Raw genomic sequence first — 23,105 nt, 5'->3', positions numbered from 1 at the left:
GCACGCAAGCCGGCGATTTCTTATTTAGAGATGGTGATTACGCAGGCTTGCGCGACCCGTCTTCCTTCTATTCGCTCACTATTTTCTGAATGGCGGTCTCCATGTTGTTCATGGCATCTGCTGGGGTCATTTTGTTCATCCATACTTCATTCAGAAATTTAAAGGCAGCTTCATCGCGGATTTGTGCATTTTTGGTAGAATGTTTGCTGAATTTAACTACACTTGCAACTTCGGAATAATCACTGCGGTATGGCAGATCCTTGAATTCCTGTTTTTCCAGCACGGATGGCTTGGAAGGGATATGTCCGGCCTTCGCCCAGACCTGACCATTGTCAGCAACCCAGTCGGCAAAAACCATCGCGGCTTTGCGCTTAGCCGGGTCTTCATCCTTAGTCAGTGGCAAAACTATGGTATGGGAATCTCCCCACGTAGCTTCCTGGTCGTAGAATTTTGGGATAGGCATAGCTCCAAACTCAAGTCCTTTGGTGGATTCCCACGTTCCTGTCGTCCAGACCCCTGTCATGATAATAGCGGCTGTTCCACTTTGAAAATTTTTATAGAAGTCCGGATCATTTTTCTTGATATAACCTTCGGTATAGAGCTTCTGGATATAGTCAGCAGCTTTGATACCTTTCTCTTTGTCAATGGCTGCGGACTTCAGATCATCCGACACCACATCGTTGCCACCCAACTGGGAGTACAGCGACCACCACAAGCGGTAAGGGTCATCATTATTATTGGATAATGCAAACGGGGTCGTTTTGGCAGGCAGCTTCTCTTTTAAAGTTTGAAGAAACGTAATAAACCCGTCAGCAGATTGCTCCAGAATCGGTTTTCCGTCTTCACCAAGCAAGCCTGCTTCTTTTAGTAGTTTTTTGTTGTAAAACATGATAAAGGGATGTGTATCAATGGGGACTGCATAATGTTGACCTTCTACGGTAACCGCATCCAAGAGATTCTGGTTATAGGTGCTCCAGTCCACACCTGCATCCGTAGCCGGAGTATCAAGCTCTGTGACAACCCCCTGATTGATCAGGTCGGGAAGTCTGGAGGAATGGGAAATCCCAATGTCCGGTCCATTGCCGTTACCCACAGCAGTTACGAGCTTCGTATAATACTCACCCCAGGCCAATTTGGTATTTTTGACTTCAATGTCCGGATGGCTTTTGTTGAATTCATCGACTAGAGTCTGCATGTTGGCACCATCACCGCCATCGAACAATGTCCAGAAGGACAATGTCACTTTTCCTTCACCGGAGCCATTATCAACCGCCTCGTTACTGCCTCCGCTACATGCACTTAAAACGGTTGAGAATGAGAGCAATAATGTCAGTGCTAACCTGCCGATCTTTTTTTTCATGCGAGTATCCCCTTTACTCTAATTTGTAGATACAAACGATATAATTGTTTTATTACATTATTACTGTATCTATAGGGGATTATATAAGGGTAATCACCTCTTGTCAACGCTTTCAAACATATTTAATGTAATTATCAAATAAAAAAAGACCTTAGTTACATAATATCTGCAACCAAGGTCTTTCTTCCTCATTTCATTCTAATGAATGGCATAATGTACAGTCATCTTAATATTTTGGTCATAATCTCCAAATTGTCGACCAAATAGATTTACGCCACCTTGATGAACCGCATCCGGTTTGATACCGATTCGCACCCTTAACTTATGGCTGTTTTGAAGATTAAGCTGAGCCAGATCAACTGCTGAAATTTTCTCCATATCCAGCGTCGTCTTGTTTTTGTCCACTCTCCATGTCTTTAATAAACCATACTGTGTTGACCATTCAAACCACCACGCTGGGTTGAGCTTTCCGCGCCGATCTCCAAAGTCACCAGGACATGTCCACATACCAATTTCCACACCGTTAATCCATACAGAGATATCGGAAGGCCAATTATGATCATAGTTTGGTGCTTCAGAACATATTTCCATGGACAGTTCCAATGATTCGATTACCGCTTCTGCCGGAATCTCCAGTGGCATCAAATATTCGACATAACCCTTACGAAACCACATAATTTGCGCTCCCACATGCTTCGGATGATAAAAACTGGCGGGTTCATCCTCACGAATGATCATGCCCTCACCATTCGCCATGCCGCAAGTGGGTGACACTTCACAATCACTATAATGACCGATAGGCATATCCACTTCGTACACCTGGATATCGCCTTTGGGAATTGCTTTCTCCAGGTTAAGAGCAATATGAATATCATCGTAATTGCGGCTGCATACCTTCATCGCCCCTCGAGAGGCAGGCAGCAATTCCGTATTGATCAGCCTTGCAGCTTCCAACACCTTGATGTTGCTGGCTACCGTGGATACTGGAAGTTTGAGAGCTTCCGCGATTTCAACGATATTCAGGTTTTGGGAGATCAGCAGTCGTAGAATATCCACTCTGGATCGAGTCGACAACGCATGCGTGACCATGACCAGCTCATCCGGATTATCAAAACTCAGCTCAAGCATTCGTTCACCACCTCTTATGTATTTATGAAACAGGAAATTTAAACGTAAAGTTTAATTCAGTCGATAATATTGTAACAAAACATTTATTTTGTATCAAATTGCTTTTTACTTCATCATTCTTCTTCATTTTTCCCGATCAGATCCTGCAAACGATTACTGGAATGGTTGATTTTTCCCATTAATGCATACATGATATCCATATTGCTTTTCTGCTCCTGCGTTGTTGCCAGAACATCCTCCGTCGCTGCTGCATGCTTCTGCGAGATAGCTGATATATGATCCACTTGTTGGCGGACTCGATTAAAAATCAGACTCATCTGATCGGTCATATCCATTTCCTTCGCTATGTATTGATCAATATGCTCAAACGTAGACTTGATATGGTCAAAGCTCTCAAGTACCTGACTGGAGATGGCTTTACCTTCTTGTACTGCTTCACTTCCGTTAGTCGCTTTTTCAACTACAAGCTGTGTCTTACGCTTGATATTATGAATAATTTCGTCGATCTGTTTAACCGTGTTGAAGCACTCCTTCGCGAGCTTTTTGACCTCATTGGCTACGACGGCAAACCCCGCTCCTGTTTCCCCTGCTCTGGAGGCTTCAATATTTGCGTTTAAGGCTAGCAGGTTGGTCTGATCAGAGATTTGGTTGATGGCTGTCAGGAAGGTATTCACTTCATCCATGCTTTTGTTCAATTCCTCAACGGTAGTCATTGACTCTGTAACTGTGGCATTAATAATAGTCATCTGATTGCCCATTTGAACAATTCGATCCGAGCTTTGGCGAACAACCAGACCATTTTGTTCTGAGATGTCGGCGAGCCGATGTGACATTTGGTTGATTTCGGACATTTTCCCATCAGCTTTGTTTACCTCCTCACTAATTTGTGCAATGCTCCCGGATTGATCGCGTATGCCTTCCGTCACTTCCTGAATATTCGTGGTTATCGTATTACTCATGTTTTTCAACATTTGAATATCGTTATTGCAGCTGGCAATATCCGTGTTCAGCATAGATGTATTTTCGCGAACGGCTCTTACCATAGTATCCAGTGCTATCACAAGCTCTCTCGCTTCCGCTTCCTTGTTAAGAGCCACCTGAATCAGATCTCTGCCACGTTTGCAGACAAAATATAGAGCAACGATCGTCAGTTCGATAAACCCAATCGTCATGAAAAAAGTCGAATCATATTGCTGATGGCCTGAATAATAAATCACAATATAAGCAATGTTGTACATCACCCCAAACCCGTATAGCAGAACTCTATTCAAATAAAGAGAGATCACACAGAGAACAACCATAATGAGCATGCCTGCAGCAGGTGATTCAATATATGGCGTCGTACAGGTCAGTATGGCAATCATCAGAACGACCATCGTCAAGACTGTTTTTTTGCGAATAATCAATACAGTAGCAATAGACAGCTCAATTAACAGTGAGAACACGACTTCGAGTTGAACCTTATTGCTCGCAATGAAGAAACAGAATGATAACAGGGTTAACCATAAAATCGTAACGATAATTTTGTTTATTTTGATTGTATTGCTTCTAAAAAAGCTGTTGTGCATGATGCTCATGTTTTGCTCCCCCTCAGCGACTTGTGAACTTCTCTTTGATGATTTTTATCAGAATTAGACAGATATTAAGCAGGATTACATACCATAGTTCCATGTTCATCCCTCCGTTACAGGCTCTTTTTTCTTATGAAGCATCATCCATACCCCGATAAGACAAAACAATACACTGCACCCCATGCCAAAGCAGGCACTCGTGTTTATTGCATGAGGTGAGCCTTCCATCGTCAGCAACGTGGCTTGAGTAACAACAATGGATACCATGGCATCGGTAAAGTTAATCATTTTTAATGTGGAGATCAAGGGATTTTTCAAATGCCGGTTAGCTATTGTTCCGGAAATACCAAAAGCCAGTTTGGTAAAAGCAACGGCGGCTGCAAGGTACACGATGTAACCTTTAAATACAAAAGTGTCACCAAGCAGATACATCCTTAGACAAACCAACAGATAGGAAACGCCCAGTATGCATAACAGAATTCCTCCACGTTTATAGACTTGAATCTCCAATACATACCTTTCCTGCGGGGATTCGATTCTTTTGGCTACGTTATATTGATGAAGTACTTGTGCTCTGGCGACACAAAGGATCAGATAATATACCGCATTCGTAATAAACCATCCGGAAAAGAGATATAAACCAAGGATTAACTTGCCTATGCCGATCAATGCGTTGATGACAAGAGATGCAGCGTTAGACATGGCAGCTCGATCTTGCTTGTTTCCGAGGTAATGAACAAAGATTGCCTTAATATATATCTTCCTTTCCGAATGCATTTTTCTTACTTGGCCAGCAAACCATTGGCCTTCTCGCATACTTCATAGATTTCGTCGTATTTCTTGTCAATAAAAGGTGTTACTTTATCTGTCTTTTTCCGTCGAATACCATTGAAACTGAAATACGGAATGATCCAGCCCGCAAAACCGGGAATGGCAAGAATGACACACAGTGGCAGCATATTGTCCAGATAGGCAAACACGGAACCAGCCATACATGCCGTTCCCAAGAGACCGATCCCATAGGCAACGATAGAAGCACTCGTAAGCTTCGAGCGTTCCAACGTTTCAATGTCAGTCACACAGGCTTCGAACTGCCGCTGAAGACGAGTCAGCTCCGCTTTATTGCGGATTTTGCGATCACGCTTGAATTTCATTGTTACAGAACCCACATTCTGAAACGGCGTCGAGGTTCCTTCCAACATCCAGCCAAAATGGGTATAGCCATCGGCATAGACGGACTCGGAGTCCTGTTTTACCGTAATGTCCTTGTATTCATAGCCTATAAAGTTATGTTCATTTTTCGTTAGCTCTTTCATGGCTTTTCAACACTCCTTCAACTTTTTTCTTCACCCTGTATTGGATGTTCCTATCGTAGTGGTAAGTTGTTTATAAGTTGCTTATAAAATGTTAACGAAATATTAATAAGGACAGCCTGAATTCGAAATAATCCGAATTCAGGCTGTCCTTATGCATTGCATATCAACGTTTAACTTGTAACTGGACTGTAAATGTCGTGCCCTTATTAGGCTCACTTTTTACCGATATGACGCCACCTACCAGCTCAATAACGCGGAGCGAAAGAGCAAGCCCCAGACCGTTCCCCTCCGCATGGTGGGAAGCATCGCCCTGATAGAATTTATCGAAGATATGCCTCATCGTTTCCTCATCCATCCCACAGCCTGTATCGGATACCATAACCGTGATCGTATCGTCATCCGAACTTTGCTTCAAGGTAATTGTTCCACCGGAGGGTGTGAATTTAAGCGCATTGGAGATCAGGTTGTGCCATACGATCTCCAGCATACTCTCTTCAGATTGAATCATCGCGCGATCCTCAATATCGACCACAAATTCAATATTTTTTTCTTCCCATGTATTTTCAAAATATATCGCGCAATCCACGAGCTGCCTACATAAATCATACGGATCGGCAACAGGCAGAATCTCCTGGTTCTCCAGCTTGTTCAGCTTGAGGATGTTGACGACGAGCGTCGCCAGCTTATTGGTAGAGGAAATAATAGTATCCGTATATTCCTTTCGAAGATCGGGTTCCAAATCATCCTGCTGTAGGGCCGTGGCGTAGCCATGAATGACAGACAGTGGTGTCTTGATTTCATGGGATACATTCGAAATAAAGTCGTTTTTCAACGTCTCAATGCTGTTCAATTCCTCCACCATCTTGTTAAAGTCCTCAAACATGACATCCACATAGTTCAGCTTGTCCGCTCTATGAATCGGTTCGAGATATACCGAGAAGTCACCTTCTGCTACCTGCTTTGCAGCCTCACTGAGTTTTCGCATAGGCTTATCAAACGTTTTGTACCTTTGTCGTGCGGTGACCAGGCAAAAAATGAGACTCACAATGCTCCAATATCCCGAGATTCCAAAAATGTACTGCCACGGCACAACTTCCACCGGTAAATACGCATCATAGATTAGGGCTTGACCCGCCGTCAGGATCGACAGCAAAAGGTAGGTAAGCAAGAACTCTTTCCAAGAAAAAAGGTGGGACTTGATTCGTGCATCAGGTTTCTGCTTCTTGTTCATTGCAGTACAGCCTTATAACCCAGACCATGTACCGTCATGATTTTGAAATCCTCACAACAGGAGAACTTATCGCGAAGTTTGACAATGTATACATCCACGGCACGCAAGCTCGTCTGACTTTCGATACCCCAGAACTCATCCATAAGCTGAGCTCTTGAAAAGGTATGTTTCGGATAGGATAACAGTTTGTAAAGAATGTTGAATTCCCGGACTGTCACAGGAATATCTATGCCATCCACCGTAGTCGTCATATCATTGGCGTCCATGAGCAGACTGCCTACAATCAATTTCTTCTCATGGGCGATATTAGCCCGCCGCAGGAGAGCACCCACGCGCAGGACCAGTTCGTCCAGATCCGCCGGTTTGACCATGTAATCATCGATGCCTGCAAGAAAACCTCTTTGTTTGGAGGAAATATCATCACGGGCGGTAATAAAAAGAATGGGAATCGTCTTATTGATGCCTCTTACGGTCTCGGCAAATTCAAAACCATCAATCTCTGGCATCATCACATCGGAAATGAGAAGATCGTACATCTGGTTATACATCAAATCATAAGCCTCACGCGGATTAAAGCACCCTTTGGCCTCATACCCATTATTCGATAGATAGGTGCAAATAATTCGATTGAGCTTGGTATCGTCTTCCACAACAAGTATATGGATCATATAAAAAACATCCTTTCCGGCTGACTGAATGGGGTCATTATAATAAAAAGTTGTTAACAAATTGTTTATGGCGGCGCACACCGATCTATTATTCTCAATTCATGATTTAAATTCATATCTCTCAAACATCTTGCTAACAACTTGGAAACATCAGTACTTCATGATTGCCCTATCGAATCGTTCATAGGCAGCACCTGCAGATGGACGATAATCAGTCATAAGGAGTGAAAGTCATGATGAAAGCAGCCATCTATTATGGTAAAAATGATATTCGTGTTGAAGAAAGATCAACCCCGGTCGTAGGTCCCCGAGATGTACTGGTCAGAAATGTACGGGCTGGCATCTGCGGTACGGATATTAATATTGTTAAGGCAGGCAACGGTAACATGGGCATCAGCCTTGGTTCGGAATTTGGACATGAAATGGTCGGCGATATTGTCGAAATTGGATCAGAAGTTTCTGCGATGATCAAAATTGGAATGCGCGTTGGGATTAATCCCATCACTGCCAAAAAAGCAGGAAGACGCAAGTCCCTGGAATGCTCCGGATTTTCCCAATATGTATTAATCGAAGACGCCGAGCTTGATTATAATCTGTACCAAATGGATAAAACGGTATCCGCAGAAGTCGCTTCACTGATTGAACCAATGAGTGTTGGGCGACACGGCGCTTTCAGTGCCAACCCTGAGACCGAAGACCACATTGTTGTAATGGGGGCTGGTCCAATCGGCTTGCTGGCCGCTGCCAGTTTGATTGCCGAAGGCATGAAACATGTCTGCGTGGTGGACATGGATGAATGGCGTTTGACAAAAGCTGCGGGACTTGGGGCGTTAACCGTGAATACAGGTGAAACCACTCTTGAAGAAGGATTGACCCGGCATTACGGTTCTGTGAACGTATACGGTGTTGACGTCCCGGATGTCGATGTGTTTATTGATGCGGCAGGTGCTCCGGTTTTGTTTGAGAACATGATGAAGATCGTTAAACCTAAAGCTAGAATTTCAATTATCGCCGTATATAAATCTGAAGTACCAATCAGTTTACAACAGATTATGTCCAAAGAAGTTCAGGTCAAAGGCTCCAGCGGCTATACGCACGAGGATTTTGCCAAGGTGGTGGAGCATCTGACCAGCTTCCAAGAAGAACTGTCCACACTGGTCACCCATGTATTTAAACTGGATGATATTCAGAAAGCCTTTACTACAGCCATTGAAGCCAAGGGAACCGTTAAAGTGGTCATTGATCTGACATAATATTGAAATGAAACAGCTATATTTCTGGAGTGTTGCCATTCGTCATGAAACTTATAGCCCAAAACAAGAAATCCGCCAAACATGGCGGATTTTTTGAATTATACATTTCTTCTTGCCGCAAGAAAAAACGTAACGCTAACTCTTGCTGCTAAAATGCGACAGGTAAGGCAGCCAAGCTCTGCGAACTTAGCGCCAAATGCCACTCAATGTTTTCCCGAGGAATATTAAGTCGCAAATTAGGCATGCGTTTTAACAACGTTGTAAAAGCGATATCTCCCTCCACACGAGCAAGTGGAGCCCCCAAGCAGGAATGAATGCCATGACCAAAAGCCAGATGACGATTAATATGACGGGCAACATCCAGATCCTCTGACTGTTCAAATTGAAGTTCATCCCGATTGGCTGATTTCAGTACGGGGATGACCATATCTCCCTTTTTGATCTGTTGCCCTGCTAGCTCTAAATCCTCAGTTGCAAAACGAGGTCCGGCAATGGTTGCTGGCCCGTTAAAACGCAGCAATTCCTCTACAGCAGAAGGTGCCAGACTAAGATCAGCCTTGAGCTTCTCCAATTGTTCAGGATGATCCAATAACATCATTGCACCCGTAGCAATCAGATTGGATGTTGTCTCATGGCCAGCAAAAATCAATAACGTAATCATGGATAACAGTTCCGGTTCACTGAGTCGATCGCCCTCTTCTTCTATGGCAATCAATTGGCTGATCAAATCATCCGCAGGATATTTGCGTTTTTCAGCTACCAGCTGCGCAGTATAGTCTCCGAAAGCTCGGAGGTGTTCCTCCACTCCCGGTTCACGCACTCCGAGGCCCAGACCATGTGCAATTGCGGAGGACCAGGTCTGGATCTGTGGGCGATCCGCTTTAGGTACTCCCAGCATATCGGATATCACATGAATCGGTAAGGGATAGGCGTAGTCCTTGACCAAATCCATCTCGCCCTGGGATTGAACCTGATCCAGTAATTCATCAGCGATCTGCTGCACACGCGGGCGAAGACTTTCCATATATTTTGGGGTAAAAGCTTTGGAGACCAGTCGGCGCAATCGCCGATGATCAGGCTCATCTACAGAGAGCATTGATTTCCCGGTGAAGAACGTTGGAGGAGCATCTGGATCGATATTCTCCACATAGGCTTTCAGGACATTCTCATTGCCGTCGATGGATAATGGGTCAACTGTGAAGTGGGCATGATCTTTAAGCACCTGTGAAGCTTCTTCCATTCGTGTGACCAACCACTGCCCGCGATCTGTACCACCCATTGGCAAAGATACCGGAATAACAGGACCTGTATCACGCAACTGCTTGATCAGTGAAAACGGGTTTTCACCACTATCCCCACTAAACAGACTCAGCGCTGCTTGTTGTGAAGCATTAGGATCTAGCTCGCTCATTATAACCACCCTTTCACTTCGAAAATTTTATTAGGTTCAAATTAATGCTTTTATCCAATCATCTACAGTCAGCACATCGGCATGTTGGGGGAATACACTCTCGATGAGAACACGATGAACTTCAGGGTCTCTGTCCAGACAGGCATCAGAAAGTACGGTCAGCGCGTAGTCCTTATCCGCCGCTTCACATAATGTAGAAAGAACTACTCCGCTGGTTGCGATACCACTGAGGACCAGTGTATTGATGCCATGGGATTGAAGGAGATTTTCCAATTCACTTCCCGAGAATCCACTGACGCGGAACTTGTCCACAATGAGCTCGCCTGGGAGTGGCTGCACCGACTCATGAATGTCCATTGCCACTTTCATCGCCGGATTGGGTTCGCTCACATCGCCGCGGCTAGACTTTTTTCCAAATAACTTGTTGCGCTCACTTATTGGAGGGACTTCCTGGCGATGACCAACCTTCACAAAAATCACGGGTACGTTATGTCTGCGAGCTGCTTCTACCGCTTTCTGAAACGGGAACAGTGCATCCTCGTGCTTCACATATTGCGATACAATGATGTTCTGCATATCCATGACCAGAAGTGCAGCTTGGTTATGATGACTTTCCATGGGTTGCACATCCCTCTCATTTTGATTAAGATTAAGAGGAGAACTCTCCGCTTAACCTCTTCTTGATATTAAACGGAGGGTTCTCCTCTTGTCAAATTTTGGACGTCGAAGGATAGGAAGTGACAGACAGTGGATATAACCAATACCACCTCTCGTTCGGAGCGACGGGATGCCGCCGAGAATCGCCAACGTATCTTGGATGTGGCTAGCAAATTATTCGAGCTGCACGGCGTCGAGCGGGTCAGCATGAATCAGATCGCTTCCGCAGCGCAGATTGGAGCGGGTACCTTATACCGCCGATACCGTAATAAGAGTGAGTTATGCATGGACTTGATCAAAGATAATGCAGCGCTGTTCTTCGATGATGTGGAGATATACTTGCAGGAGAATGTACAGCGTCCACCATCTGAGCGATTGCGGGGTCTGCTGACGTTATTTATCCAATTTAGAGAGAAAAATGCGGAATTGCTCTCGGGTATTGAGAATGCAGTATATCAAGGATCAGAGTCCAGAACCTCAAGTCCTCTTTATGACCAATTGCATCAGCAGCTATTTGAACTATTCGAAGAGATGGCAACAGAGAGTAACGAATCACAGGCCATCAGTTTGTTCAAAACGGACATGCTTCTGACGGCCATGAGCAATGACTCGTATCTTTTTCAAAAAAACGTGCGCGGTAACTCTCCCAATCGCATCGTGGAGCAGCTTTGTTTGACCTTTCTTTAACGTATATGGGTATATAAAAATGCAAAAAAGCCTAATTCATCGTCGACAATCTGACGCTTGAACTAGGCTTTTGGAGCTTGAGGTGTGAATTTATAATGTTTTGATATACCATGCATCACAAGCGAAATGCTCCGTAGCATTTAACGGTTCGTCCAATGCTATAAAACCGTTCTTGATATAGAACTTGTTAGCTGCGACCATGCTGCTCAACGTTTCAAGATAACATTGTTCATAGTGGTCTTTGGCATATTCCAGCGAAATCTGAAGCAATTCATATGAGATTCCGGTGCCTCGTGCTTCTTTTAATGCATACATCTTCTGCAATTCACAAATATGTGAAAATCCCTCCACGGGTCCGATTCCGCAGCCGGCTACAATGGTTGAGTTATGCTCCACCACCCAATACCTGGAGCCCTCCCGTTGATAAAGATGATAAAAATCGCCCAGATTCGGATCAGCCCAGGCCGTTCCTGACTTATTGGCCCCGAATTCAATCAAACAGCTTCGAATCAGAGACTCTACTTCTTGATTATCTTTTTCCTCTATCTCTCTAATGAACATGCAGTAAGCCTCCACATCATGAAATAATTGCTGCTCTTAACTGCACAAATTATACTACAATTTGGATGTAACACACTACCATTCAACTACAATGAAACGGAATCACTCGTATCGGAAGGCTGTGTCTGCTTGATTTTCAACAACCGTCTTACGTAGATTATGAAAAGCAAAAAAGAAACCATCACCGACAAGGCACTAACCATAAACAAGATGTGATAACTCATGTATTCGGATACCAGCCCCAGGACCATGGCACCCAGTCCGATACCGAGATCAGTCGCCGTTGAAAAGAAAGCATTGGCTGCCCCTTTCCGATCCTCGGGGGCAAGGCGAAGCGTTATGGCCTGAAGAGCTGGCTGAGCGGAACCAAAGCCGATCCCGTACAGAACTGCTGAAGCGAGCACGCCAAGCAAATTGGTTGCGAAGCTAAGCACAATCAAAGCAACGATCGTAATGATGAGGGCCGGGACAATGACTGCTGTTTCTCCTTTCTTATCGGACAGCTTTCCGGCAATGGGCCTGGATAGCGCAAGTGTTGCGGCATAGACCAGAAAGAATGTGCCGGAATTGACTTTAATCTGCTCCGCAAACAAGGGTACAAATGTAGTAATTCCGCCATATGCAATGAAAAGAAAAAAGATTGGCGCCATCACAGGCAAGACTGATTTTTCGAAGATTTGGATTTTCTTTCTGTCCGTATGTGGTTGAAATGGCATTTTGGCTCCCAGCGTCAAAAGCAGGGCCACGACGGACAAACCAACAGCAAAGAGAAACATCGTCTGATATGATGTGCCTTGCATAATCCCTAGACCAATCATGGGGCCAACCGCCATCGCCAGCGTCATGGAGGTGCTAAACCACCCCATACCTTCCCCGCGCCGTGCGGAGGGAATCATGTCAGTCACAGCTGTCATCATGGAAGTTGTGGATATAGCCCAGCTCATTCCATGCACGATACGAAGTCCGATCAGCATGATGATCCCACCAACCCAGTTATACATGTACATCACCAATATAAATAAAAGCAACCCCCCGATCATAAACGGACGTCTGCCGAATCGATCCAATAGTCCACCGACAAAAGGACGAATGATGACGGAAGATAACATTAATGCACCCATGGCGAAGCCCACCTGTTTTTCATTGCCACCCATCTCTTTAATGAAAAGCGGCAGTGTAGGATACAGCATATAAAATGCAGTAAATAAAAAAAGCAAACCCAGCGTCATTAAAATAAATGACTTTGTCCATAAACGCTGCATCATTCATCCCCCTCATTTTTATTATGATATCTATAACTTGATCTGTTCTTGTACAAAAACAAATATTGATATATTAATGAACATCTGTTAATAATTATAGACAGAATAAGAAAGCTTACCATTGTTAATTGAACGCATTTTGTTAATTACTGAACATGAATCATAAAAATGTTCATTATCTATAGAAAGTTTGGTGAGAATCATATGACCAAAGTGGATCGAAGAATTCGAAAATCACAAGAAGCCATCAAGGCAGCAGTAATTGAATTGATGGCTGAAAAAAATTTTGATGATATTACCCTACAAGATATTTCCGATAGGGCAGACGTAAGCAGAGGCACCATTTATCTTCACTACGTCGATAAGTATGATCTGCTGGACAAGCTGATTGACGGGCATATCAAAGAATTAAGTGAAATTTGCCATTCGGTTGCCGACTTGGATTGGAAAGAATCCATTATTCCCTGGTTTACCTATTTGGAACAGAATTACTTGTTCTTCTCGACGATGCTGGCCAGTAAGGGAGCGGCACAATTCCGCAACCGGCTGGTTGAGTTTCTGAATGAGGATTTCAAGGAGGAAGTACAGTTATCTCAGGCCAGAAAATCCGGATTAAGTGAGGATATTATTCGCCAATATGTGGTTATGTCTTATGTAGGGGTCGTTGAGTGGTGGATCAAGAACGAAATGCCACATCCACCTGAGGTCATGTCTGAGCAATTAGGAGAATTAATTAAAATGAATTTGGGATAACATGCAAAGTGCACGTAACCAAAATAGCGGTAGTCTCAGGATACGAAGTTAACATCCCAGGACTACCGCTATTACTTTTCAAAAAAACTGATCTTTCTGCACTTGGAGCCAACTACCTGCTATCTAAATTGTTATTGCATGTGGACTAATTACGATATGGATTCCAAAAGACTCTTGGACAGGGTTTTGACCACCAAATCATACGAATGATCAATCATCACAAAGATATCCTGCTCGGACAAGGAACCATCTATAACAATGGTATTCCAATGCTTTTTGTTCATATGGTACCCCGGTTGAACGGCTTCATGCTGCTCTCTGAGGTTTTCCGCAATGATCGGATCACATTTTAAGTTCAAGCGAACGTTATCCGCCTTGTCCTCAAAAATAAGCGCAAACATTTTCCCTGCAATTTTCATAGCAACAGGATCGGCTCCGAAGGGATAATCCTTCGTTGCACCCTTTTTCTTCAAACAGTACTCGATAATCTTATTCTTCAATTCAGTATCTCTCCTTTGCGCAGAAGACAACAACTTCCTTACCCAATCTAATGATACCGAATGTACGTTTGCATGTAAATATCAAGCATTTCATTTCAATTATTCTTCCAGTAATATAGGAATTATCTTCTCAGACAGGTTCTTTAATCACTACGATACGTAATCGGGTAGTGTCGAGAAACCATTGACCTTCGCGCAGGGCCAACCAGATGGATCAGGTTGTAGATTTACAATGTACCTCTACATAGAATGATGCGACAAAGCTTCTATGGACATACAAACAAAAAAACCGACTCCATGAAATAATTCATGAGATCGGTTTTTCATCATTCAAATTAAGCATTCGATACTCTAGCTGTCTTTACTTTCTGTACTTCGTACATATTCACCGTAGTGCTAATCAGATACTCGGGTTTCTCCTGTCCTCTTTTCTCCCGATGACCTTTAATATGCACATCACTCTTCTCCCAATTCTTCCATGCTTCTTCTGATTCCCAACGAATCAGCACCATTACCTCTTCGTGTTCTTTACTCTTTTTGTTAACCATTACACTGAAATCAATCAGTCCCGGCATTTCTTCTACAGGGCTAGGGGCACTGAAACGTTCCACCAGTTTATGACTGTGACCCTTTTCGACTACCATAATACGAGTTTGAATGAACATGAATTACGCCTCCTAATCGCCACAAGTCACTGCTTGAATACAATGGCCTTGGGACATTTGCTAATTTCCCACTCTCTTATTCTATTCTTATTGAAAATGATTATCAATATCGCATCGATTTTGTGTCCATAAAAAAACCTCCTCCACGAAATGGAGAAGGCATTTTACTCGTTATTTAAAGAGCTTTATTCACTTTGCTGCTCTTTGTTTACTGTGAGTTGTACTATTGTGGTTTGGTTTCCCGCTGTTAGGCTTACTACTGTTTGGCTTACTGTGGCTAGCTTTACCGCTCTTTTTAAACCACTCGGATTTAGGCTTGCGAGCCGGATTCACTTTTGACTTCCCTGGTTTATCGGCTGCAGATTTATGGGGAGCGGACTTTGATGTTTGATTCGATTTTACAAACGCAGGCACACTTGTCATCGGATAAGGATGATTTTTCACTTCAGGAATGGTCTTCTTGATTACTTTCTCAATATCCTTCAGGAATGGAAGCTCTTCCTTTTCACAAAACGAAATCGCCATTCCGCTATGCCCTGCTCTGCCCGTACGGCCAATTCGGTGGACATACGTTTCTGGAATATTAGGAAGGTTGAAGTTGATTACATGTGACAGCTCTTCAACATCAATGCCCCTTGCCGCTATATCCGTCGCCACCAGCACTCGAGTAACTCCGCTTTTGAAATTATTTAGAGCTCTTTGACGCTCATTTTGAGATTTGTTGCCATGAATGGCCTGAGCCGTAATATTTACTTTGGACAAATCGCGAGTTACACGGTCAGCTCCACGCTTTGTACGAGTAAACACCAGTGCTGAAACAATAGATTTATCCTGCAAAATATGATTCAACAGACTCTGTTTCTTGCCATTTTCCAATAGATACACAGACTGTTCAATTCGATCCACTGTGGAGGAGACGGGCGTAATTTCTACTCTTACCGGATCAACCAACAGCGTTTTTACCATTTTTGTAATTTCCGGAGGCATTGTAGCTGAGAAGAACAACGTCTGTTTCTTGCTCGGCATCTTGGCGATGATCCGTTTCACATCATGAATGAAGCCCATATCCAGCATACGGTCTGCTTCATCAAGAACCAGTATTTGTACATGTTTAAGATCAATGCGCTTTTGATTAACCAAGTCAATCAGTCTACCGGGCGTTGCAATAATAATATCTGCACCTTGATTGAGCGCACGCTCCTGGACTTTTTGTGAAACGCCACCCACGATTGCGGCACAACGAATATCGGTAAAACGGCTATATGCCTTAATATTATCTGAAATCTGAATCGCAAGTTCTCTTGTAGGTGTTAAAATCAATGAGCGAATATGACGTGCAGCTTTGGGGCCGTTCGACTTTTCACTTAATAACTGAATGATAGGAACAGAAAATGCTGCTGTCTTTCCTGTACCTGTTTGTGCACAGCCAAGCAAATCTCTTCCCGCCAATACGGCTGGAATCGCCTGTTCCTGTATAGGTGTTGGGGCAGTATAGTTTGCTTTGCTTAAGCCTTCCAAAATTGCGGGTATAATATTCAAGTCTTTAAATGTCATTAGGTCTCCTTAATTTACGCAACAAATATTCATTTGACGTATATCTCATTTCAAAACGTAACACATAAGGATAACATTAAAAGAGCTATCTGTATATGTTCTTTTAAAAGTTTCTTAACAATTCCTTTTAAATAAACTTATGCGGCTTCATCTTGGCATTATTAATTTTTCTTTGGACTAATACCCTATGTATTATTCTTTATATCAGCTCATCACTATGAAATAAGTCACTTTCTCATAAATTGTACTCAATTTATTATTCCAAATGACATAAACATTTCAAACATTTTCCATTACAAAATATGGTATATTATACATGTTCACAGGTGCATATAGAGTGAATAGTACACAGAAAGGAGTATATATATTTAATTTTATTCAATAAAATATCACTCCATCTCAATGTTAGAGAAGATCCATTTTTTTAACATCATCTAGAGATTATTAATACTTAAAAAGGTGACGTATTCTAATCCTAATGAAAAAGGAGACTTTCAAATGTTAAAAAAATTCATTGCAGCTTCTCTTTTGGCCACGACGTTAATTCCCGCTTCGGGAGCTTTTGCAGCTCAAGCTGTAAGTGATACAGCCATCATTCCATCTTCCACACCAGTCGTTGTTCAGGAGTCACCTAATTCAGAAGTTAGCATAATGGCTTTGTCTTCCTACTATAAAGTAAATGATTATTCTAATTTCCGGAAAACCCCGTCACCTACTGGCGTGAATATTGGCTCACATGTTTACGGCGATTTGGTTTATGGTGGGACTGAGAGCGTTCTTGTAGATGGGATGACTTACTTATATGTCTACAGTTACAAATATCAGGCGTGGGGATGGATACAGAATTACTATCTCGATAAAATAGTTCAACCTTAAACTAAACCTTTTAAATTTGAGAAAAGCGTTAAGTTCAGAATACAATCTGAACGTCAACGCTTTTCTTTTTCGTTCATATCAATCAGTCCATTAACTCACCAATTTCAACCCTACTGCTGATCCAAGCACCATGGCAATAAACAGAATTCTTAACGCATTTCGTGGTTCCCCATAAAATATCATGCCGAGAATGGCTCCCCCGGAAGCGCCGATTCCCGTCCATACGGCGTATGCCGTCCCCATCGGAAGAGTCTTCATCGCAAGCGATAGGAACAGAAAGCTTAGTCCAAAACCCGCAACCAGCAGTATGATTGACATCAAGTTACGATCTTTGTGCAATTTATTAATCATCAGAACCCCAATCATTTCAAAGACACCTGCCAAAATAAGATATACCCAGTTCATGATTCATTTACCTCCTTTGTTTTTCCTTTGCTGAGCATTTTAAGACCGATTACGCCCAATAAAAGAACCCCAATGAGCAGCATTTTCTCAGATTGAATTGCCGCATCAAACAATATAATCTCTGCTAGTACAGTCCCTGCTGTACCCAGTCCAACAAATACTGCATAAACAGTTCCTACATCAAGTGAGCGGGATGCCGCAATCATCAAGGTGAAGCTGACAATAATGGCGATCACTGTAACCCCCCACTCCAGAAAACCACTGGCATGTTTCAATCCAATGACCCAACCGACTTCAAATAAAGCTGCAATAACGACGGACAACCATGTTTTGTTCATTTCTGTCACACTCCTTATCAAATTTTGCTACGTGTATTATTAGTTACATGAAGCCAAAATAAAAAAGCCCGGGAAACAAACTGCATTAAGCAGTTCATCTCCCAGGCTTTTGTCCCTCCGTGACACAACCAATAGGCTGTGAGTTTCCTCTCGGACCAGACCGACATAACTGTCGCGGAACCCTAGAAAACATTTGAATATTTTGATGTGACTCCAATTATACACAATTCTTTTTGATTGGCAACCCTTTTTCTCTACTAGGGCAAGAGGATCTTACATGCCGTATATTTTGTGCGGTACGTAGAATTCCTCCAAGCTTGCAATCTCCTGCGCATCCAGCTTGACGGACAAGGCAGATACGGCTTCCTCCAGATGATGTTCTTTCGTTGCACCCACAATTGGTGCGGTGACACCTTCTTTTTGCAATACCCATGCCAGTGCAACGGTCGCTCTGGAAACACCTCGTTTGTTCGCAATATCAGCGACAGTCTCCACAATTTTACGATCGGCATCAACCATTCCCGCAGCGAGTCGGTCTCCTGCTTCGTCGTTCGATGAACGCGCAGTCTTCTCATCCCAATCTCGGGTAAGACGCCCCTTGGCGAGAGGACTCCACGGAATGATCCCAACCCCCTCTTCACGACAGAGAGGCAGCATTTCCCGCTCTTCTTCCCGATACATCAGATTCAACAGATTCTGCATGGAGACAAATGGGGTCCATCCATTGCGTTCCGCCGTATGCTGAGCCTTCATAAATTGCCAGGCGTACATTGAAGAAGCTCCAATATATCGGACTTTTCCCGCCTTAACGACATCATGAAGCGCCTCCATCGTTTCTTCAATTGGAGTACTGCTGTCCCATCGATGGATCTGATACAGATCCACATAATCGGTCCCAAGGCGCTTCAAACTGTTATCAATCTCATTCATAATGGCTTTTCTGGACAAACCTGCACCATTCGGCCCCGGCTTCATGCGAAAATAAACCTTTGTTGCAATAACAACCTCATCACGACGAGCAAAATCCTTCAACGCTCGACCCACGATTTCTTCGCTTGTACCATCCGAATAGACGTTGGCTGTATCAAAGAAGTTAATACCCAAGTCCAGCGCTTTTTGGATAAAAGGACGACTCTCTTCCTCGTTCAACGACCATGGAGCGATTCCGCGTTCAGGGACACCATAGCTCATGCAACCAAGACATAATCTCGATACGTCCAGTCCGGTACTACCCAGTTTTACATATTCCAAAATCAAACACCCCTTTATGAAGTTAATTTTATCCAATAACTGAGATACAATTCTTTGAAAATCGGATTTTCTTCCCATCTGATCTGGGACTCCAATCTCTCGATTACAATTTGCTTCATTTGGTTCGATAAGCGTTTACTCAACCTTTCCACCCATCTTTCTGGCATACTAAAATGGATCAAAGACCCGTTCTTCTCTCCAATTCTTCCGTATATCTGGAACCCATCAGGGTGATTTTTGAAGCTGTATCATTAATGCTCTGTACATCATCGGGTGAAAGTTTAATATCCGCGGCATCCATATTTTCTATGAGGCGACTCGACTTGCGCGTTCCCGGGATCGGGACAATCCACGGTTTCTGGGCCAGCAGCCAAGCAAGTGCAATCTGTGCAGGGGTTGCTTGGATCTTATCCGCCTTCTCTTTCAACAGATCAACCAGCACTTGATTGACCTCGAGGGCCTCTGGAGTGAAGCGTGGCAGAATATTACGCAAATCCCCCTGATCAAACGTTGTTTTCGCATTAAAACTTCCCGTGAGATATCCTTTACCCAAAGGACTAAAAGGGACAAAACCAATACCGAGCTCCTCAAGCGCTGGAATCAGTTCTTCTTCCGGACGTCTCCACCATAAGGAATATTCGCTCTGAACAGCAGTGACCGGCTGAACGGCATGTGCACGTCGAATCGTGTTCACGCCAGCTTCCGACAGCCCCCAATGCTTCACTTTACCTTCTCGAATCAGATCCTGCACGGCTCCGGCAACCTCTTCAATCGGCACGTCAGGATCAACACGATGCTGGTAAAACAAATCAATTGTCTCGATCTTAAGTCGTTTAAGAGACTCTTCGGCAACTTTCCTGATCTGCTCAGGACGGCTATTCATCCCGCTCTGTTTGCCACCTTGAATGTCAAATCCGAACTTTGTCGCTATGACAACCTGATCGCGTACAGAGGAAAGTGCTTCGCCAACGAGTTCTTCATTGATATATGGACCATAGACTTCGGCGGTATCAAAGAAAGTTACTCCGCGTTCAACAGCTTCCCGTATGACCGCAATCATTTCCGTTTTGTCCGAAGCTGGACCATACCCGTAACTCATTCCCATACAACCAAGCCCAATTGCCGAAACTTCCAATCCGCTATTTCCCAGTGTTCGTTTTTGCATCATATAACTTCCTTTCTTCATTCAAATGATGTGAATGTGAACTAACGTACATGAATTTATTATCTCCATTTAGGAGTACACTGAATTAATGGGGTTTACTCACACCTATACTGCGACGTATTTCCAGTTCTGGTGACTCTGACAACTTAACAACCAAAGCGGCCACGCTTTTGCAGGATACTTCGCTACCTCTGAATGGTTCGCCTTTCTGGGTTATTTCATAATCAATCTCGTTAGATCTGGTAAACCACGCCGGCCGTAAGATTGTATAATCTAGATCTGAAGCTTCAACAATGGAAGCAGCTTTACGATAAGGGTCCAATATGCTGCTGTACTTCTGTCCAGGCACTTCATCATAGATCCCCATGGAACTGATAAAAATCAGACGTTTCACTCCTGCAGATTTCATTGTTTCCACGATGGTTCTGGCATACTGTTCCAGGTCACCTGCAAGATTGACATAGACAACGTCCACGCCGTTCATGGCGTCTTTCAATTTGACTTGATCCATCACGTCACCGTCGATCACACGCGCACGATTCGAATCGATATTTCCAAGCCTGCTGGATTTCCGCAAATAAAGTGTTAGCCTGACATCGGTTTCATTTAGAAACAAGTCTATCGCTTCACGGGCGATTTGACCGTTGGCACCCAAAACTAATACGTGACTCATTTCCTTACCTCCTTTTGTTCAGGATAAAGTTGCTATTTTCGTAGAGGTACTACAGCTATGCTGTCTGATTGCCTTTTCGGTCCTCTTGCTTGATTCTGCGAGCCTAATATTATTATGCCGAACTGAAGAAGCGAAGCGGTATATCATTTGTCTTAATTGATTGCCTGATCCTCTCAGGCCCACTTTTTTCTAAAGTCGTTAAGTCTTATAATGAAGCAAGAACAACTCGCAAGGAGGATATGTATGTCCGATAATGCAGTGCAGCAGAAACAGGAACTCACCGAACTAATCCAACGTCACTCCATTCATAACAGCTCTAAGGAAACAGCAATCCCTTCCCTTTATGTCTATCAGCATTCCAGCATAAGTGAGCCTGCTTACCGGGTTTACAAGCCTTCCTTTTGTGTGATCGTTCAAGGCTTGAAAGAAATCTTGCTGGCACAGGAAAGATTCGAATACGGACCATCCAATTATCTGATTGCTTCCATGAACCTTCCAGTGATTGGTCAGATTATAAAAGCATCCACTGATACGCCTTACTTAAGTCTGAAGCTTGAGTTTACACAGAACCAGATTCTTGAAGTACTGAATGATTGTAATATTAAGGTCACCTCTAAAGAAAACGCCAGACGCGCCCTATTTGTTGGACAGATGGAGCCCTCCATTCAAGATGCTGTACTTCGATTGGTTCGGCTGCTGGATACACCGGGAGAAATCCCGTTCCTTGCCCCACTCTATACGCGGGAGATACTGTATCGCCTTTTGCAGGGACCTTATGGAGCTGAACTGGCACAGATTGCAGTGGAAGGCAGCAGCAGCTACCGGATTCGGGAAGCCATTGAGCATATTGTTCGACATTGGGAACAACCATTTCGAATTGAAGATCTTGCGGAGACAGCCAACATGAGTGTGTCCTCATTCCATCGACATTTCAAAGAAATTACCGCCATGAGCCCACTTCAGTTTCAGAAGCAGCTTAGGCTTCAGGAAGCACGTCGACTCCTCATGGCCGAGTCAGCTGATGCTGCGGATGTAGCCTTCCGGGTTGGTTACGAGAGTGCGTCCCAATTCAGCCGGGAGTACTCCCGCATGTTCGGCGCGCCGCCGAGAGCAGATATCAAACGGTTGAAAGAAAAATACGATCATGTTATGAGCGAATAAGTACATCGGCTGAGAAATGGAAATGTTAGAGAAATGGATAGCCATTGGGCTATCCATTTTTTAATTTAAAGAGTGAATATCTAATTCTATTCCCATCCTTATATTGACAGCATATGATTCATGGAACTATAATCCTTACTAAACCAAGTTACATACAATGTTTTATAAAGGAGAGGGATCAGATGGCTAATGTTCAGACTTTCAAAGCTACTGCCCATCTACAAGATGGGGTTAAAGTGATCACCAAAGCAAGACAATTCGAACTGATCATCGATGAGCCAACAAACCTTGGTGGTACGGATACGGGAATGAATCCTGTAGAAGCTTTACTCGCCTCACTTGGCGCATGTCAATCCATTGTGGCCCGGGTATATGCCTCCAAATTCGATGTTATCCTTGATGATTTCAGAGTTGAAGTTGAAGGTGATCTGGATCTTGACGGATTTTTTAACCGATCTGATGTACGTCCCGGTTATTCCGATATTCGATACACATTTTATATTAAAACCAGCTCATCTGAAGAAAAAGTTGAATCATTTGTACAATTTTTAGAAAGTAAATGTCCTGTGGGTGATACGATCTCCAACCCAGTGAATACCAAGCTCAATCGTGTCATTATCGAAAATGGGATCTCGTTGTAACAAAACGAATGATCCAGA

25 protein-coding genes and 1 riboswitch are annotated in these 23,105 nt (G+C 43.5%); of the genes, 6 read left to right on the top strand and 19 right to left on the bottom strand.

Annotated features, from left to right (window positions below; genetic code table 11):
* Positions 1-67 precede the first annotated feature (67 nt).
* The 7 genes from RS891_RS14680 to RS891_RS14650 all read right to left on the bottom strand — a co-directional run bounded on the left by RS891_RS14680 (position 68) and on the right by RS891_RS14650 (position 7,274).
* The gene (locus RS891_RS14680) at positions 68-1,360 is read right to left on the bottom strand and encodes an ABC transporter substrate-binding protein (RefSeq protein WP_315795789.1); all 1,293 of its coding nucleotides are present in this window, start codon (positions 1,358-1,360) and stop codon (positions 68-70) included.
* 198 nt (positions 1,361-1,558) lie between these two features.
* A complete protein-coding gene (locus tag RS891_RS14675) occupies positions 1,559-2,488 on the bottom strand; it encodes an ArsR/SmtB family transcription factor (protein WP_113054874.1) in 930 nt (309 codons plus the stop codon).
* 113 nt (positions 2,489-2,601) lie between these two features.
* The gene (locus RS891_RS14670) at positions 2,602-4,065 is read right to left on the bottom strand and encodes a methyl-accepting chemotaxis protein (protein ID WP_315795787.1); all 1,464 of its coding nucleotides are present in this window, start codon (positions 4,063-4,065) and stop codon (positions 2,602-2,604) included.
* 96 nt (positions 4,066-4,161) lie between these two features.
* Entirely contained in the window at positions 4,162-4,761 is a 600-nt protein-coding gene (locus RS891_RS14665) for a hypothetical protein (protein ID WP_315795786.1), read from the bottom strand.
* Between the two features lie 80 nt (positions 4,762-4,841).
* Positions 4,842-5,375 carry a hypothetical protein gene (locus RS891_RS14660; protein ID WP_315795784.1) on the bottom strand — a complete coding sequence of 178 codons (534 nt, stop codon included), beginning with the start codon at positions 5,373-5,375 and terminating at the stop codon, positions 4,842-4,844.
* A gap of 163 nt (positions 5,376-5,538) precedes the next feature.
* Positions 5,539-6,606: a HAMP domain-containing sensor histidine kinase gene (locus RS891_RS14655; protein ID WP_315795782.1), complete on the bottom strand. Its 1,068-nt coding sequence runs from the start codon at positions 6,604-6,606 to the stop codon at positions 5,539-5,541.
* A complete protein-coding gene (locus RS891_RS14650; RefSeq protein ID WP_113054878.1) occupies positions 6,603-7,274 on the bottom strand; it encodes a response regulator transcription factor in 672 nt (223 codons plus the stop codon). The genes RS891_RS14655 and RS891_RS14650 overlap by 4 nt, the downstream gene beginning before the upstream one ends.
* Before the next feature lie 233 nt (positions 7,275-7,507).
* On the opposite strand from RS891_RS14650, the gene RS891_RS14645 reads away from it, so the two are divergent.
* Entirely contained in the window at positions 7,508-8,527 is a 1,020-nt protein-coding gene (locus RS891_RS14645; RefSeq protein ID WP_315795780.1) for a zinc-dependent alcohol dehydrogenase, read from the top strand.
* A gap of 148 nt (positions 8,528-8,675) precedes the next feature.
* Here the strand turns inward: RS891_RS14645 and RS891_RS14640 are convergent, their stop codons facing one another.
* Both RS891_RS14640 and RS891_RS14635 read right to left on the bottom strand, forming a co-directional pair.
* Positions 8,676-9,938, bottom strand: a complete 1,263-nt coding sequence (locus RS891_RS14640; protein WP_315795779.1) for a cytochrome P450 family protein — start codon at positions 9,936-9,938, stop codon at positions 8,676-8,678.
* Positions 9,939-9,974: 36 nt separating this feature from the next.
* Complete coding sequence (locus RS891_RS14635) at positions 9,975-10,556, bottom strand: cysteine hydrolase family protein (RefSeq protein ID WP_113054880.1); 582 nt, start codon at positions 10,554-10,556, stop codon at positions 9,975-9,977.
* Positions 10,557-10,685: 129 nt separating this feature from the next.
* On the opposite strand from RS891_RS14635, the gene RS891_RS14630 reads away from it, so the two are divergent.
* Entirely contained in the window at positions 10,686-11,282 is a 597-nt protein-coding gene (locus RS891_RS14630) for a TetR/AcrR family transcriptional regulator (protein WP_315795777.1), read from the top strand.
* Positions 11,283-11,372: 90 nt separating this feature from the next.
* Here the strand turns inward: RS891_RS14630 and RS891_RS14625 are convergent, their stop codons facing one another.
* Positions 11,373-11,843 (bottom strand): GNAT family N-acetyltransferase, encoded by a 471-nt coding sequence (locus tag RS891_RS14625; protein ID WP_113054882.1) that lies wholly within the window; start codon positions 11,841-11,843, stop codon positions 11,373-11,375.
* Between the two features lie 86 nt (positions 11,844-11,929).
* Positions 11,930-13,105 carry an MFS transporter gene (locus RS891_RS14620; protein ID WP_113054883.1) on the bottom strand — a complete coding sequence of 392 codons (1,176 nt, stop codon included), beginning with the start codon at positions 13,103-13,105 and terminating at the stop codon, positions 11,930-11,932.
* A 204-nt stretch (positions 13,106-13,309) separates the two neighbouring features.
* Between RS891_RS14620 and RS891_RS14615 the strand changes: the two genes are divergently transcribed.
* Positions 13,310-13,858 carry a TetR/AcrR family transcriptional regulator gene (locus RS891_RS14615; RefSeq protein ID WP_113054884.1) on the top strand — a complete coding sequence of 183 codons (549 nt, stop codon included), beginning with the start codon at positions 13,310-13,312 and terminating at the stop codon, positions 13,856-13,858.
* 149 nt (positions 13,859-14,007) lie between these two features.
* Here RS891_RS14615 and RS891_RS14610 read toward each other — a convergent pair whose 3' ends face one another.
* The 3 genes from RS891_RS14610 to RS891_RS14600 form a co-directional block, all read right to left on the bottom strand.
* The gene (locus RS891_RS14610; RefSeq protein WP_113054885.1) at positions 14,008-14,358 is read right to left on the bottom strand and encodes an MmcQ/YjbR family DNA-binding protein; all 351 of its coding nucleotides are present in this window, start codon (positions 14,356-14,358) and stop codon (positions 14,008-14,010) included.
* A gap of 335 nt (positions 14,359-14,693) precedes the next feature.
* Positions 14,694-15,023, bottom strand: coding sequence for an antibiotic biosynthesis monooxygenase (locus tag RS891_RS14605; protein ID WP_113054886.1), 330 nt, complete (start codon positions 15,021-15,023; stop codon positions 14,694-14,696).
* 189 nt (positions 15,024-15,212) lie between these two features.
* Positions 15,213-16,577, bottom strand: a complete 1,365-nt coding sequence (locus RS891_RS14600) for a DEAD/DEAH box helicase (protein ID WP_315795773.1) — start codon at positions 16,575-16,577, stop codon at positions 15,213-15,215.
* 498 nt (positions 16,578-17,075) lie between these two features.
* On the opposite strand from RS891_RS14600, the gene RS891_RS14595 reads away from it, so the two are divergent.
* Complete coding sequence (locus tag RS891_RS14595) at positions 17,076-17,453, top strand: hypothetical protein (protein WP_113054888.1); 378 nt, start codon at positions 17,076-17,078, stop codon at positions 17,451-17,453.
* A 90-nt stretch (positions 17,454-17,543) separates the two neighbouring features.
* Here the strand turns inward: RS891_RS14595 and RS891_RS14590 are convergent, their stop codons facing one another.
* The 5 genes from RS891_RS14590 to RS891_RS14570 all read right to left on the bottom strand — a co-directional run bounded on the left by RS891_RS14590 (position 17,544) and on the right by RS891_RS14570 (position 21,285).
* Positions 17,544-17,858 carry a DMT family transporter gene (locus RS891_RS14590; RefSeq protein ID WP_113054889.1) on the bottom strand — a complete coding sequence of 105 codons (315 nt, stop codon included), beginning with the start codon at positions 17,856-17,858 and terminating at the stop codon, positions 17,544-17,546.
* The gene (locus tag RS891_RS14585) at positions 17,855-18,196 is read right to left on the bottom strand and encodes a DMT family transporter (protein ID WP_315795771.1); all 342 of its coding nucleotides are present in this window, start codon (positions 18,194-18,196) and stop codon (positions 17,855-17,857) included. The genes RS891_RS14590 and RS891_RS14585 overlap by 4 nt, the downstream gene beginning before the upstream one ends.
* A gap of 96 nt (positions 18,197-18,292) precedes the next feature.
* Positions 18,293-18,393: riboswitch (guanidine-I (ykkC/yxkD leader) on the bottom strand.
* Positions 18,394-18,469: 76 nt separating this feature from the next.
* Positions 18,470-19,447: an aldo/keto reductase gene (locus tag RS891_RS14580; protein WP_315795769.1), complete on the bottom strand. Its 978-nt coding sequence runs from the start codon at positions 19,445-19,447 to the stop codon at positions 18,470-18,472.
* Positions 19,448-19,625: 178 nt separating this feature from the next.
* Positions 19,626-20,612 (bottom strand): aldo/keto reductase, encoded by a 987-nt coding sequence (locus tag RS891_RS14575; RefSeq protein ID WP_315796325.1) that lies wholly within the window; start codon positions 20,610-20,612, stop codon positions 19,626-19,628.
* Between the two features lie 85 nt (positions 20,613-20,697).
* Complete coding sequence (locus tag RS891_RS14570) at positions 20,698-21,285, bottom strand: NAD(P)H-binding protein (RefSeq protein WP_315795768.1); 588 nt, start codon at positions 21,283-21,285, stop codon at positions 20,698-20,700.
* A gap of 243 nt (positions 21,286-21,528) precedes the next feature.
* Here RS891_RS14570 and RS891_RS14565 point away from each other — a divergent pair, with 243 nt between their 5' ends.
* Both RS891_RS14565 and RS891_RS14560 read left to right on the top strand, forming a co-directional pair.
* A complete protein-coding gene (locus RS891_RS14565) occupies positions 21,529-22,446 on the top strand; it encodes an AraC family transcriptional regulator (protein ID WP_113054893.1) in 918 nt (305 codons plus the stop codon).
* 182 nt (positions 22,447-22,628) lie between these two features.
* Entirely contained in the window at positions 22,629-23,087 is a 459-nt protein-coding gene (locus tag RS891_RS14560) for an OsmC family protein (RefSeq protein ID WP_315795766.1), read from the top strand.
* The last annotated feature ends 18 nt before the right edge of the window (positions 23,088-23,105 follow it).

It is taken from the genome of Paenibacillus sp. BIC5C1, from assembly GCF_032399705.1.
GTDB classification, from domain to species: Bacteria; Bacillota; Bacilli; order Paenibacillales; family Paenibacillaceae; genus Paenibacillus; species Paenibacillus taichungensis_A.
The sequence above is the reverse complement of the archived record's forward strand: the minus strand, read 5'-3'. Positions and strand labels throughout refer to the sequence as shown.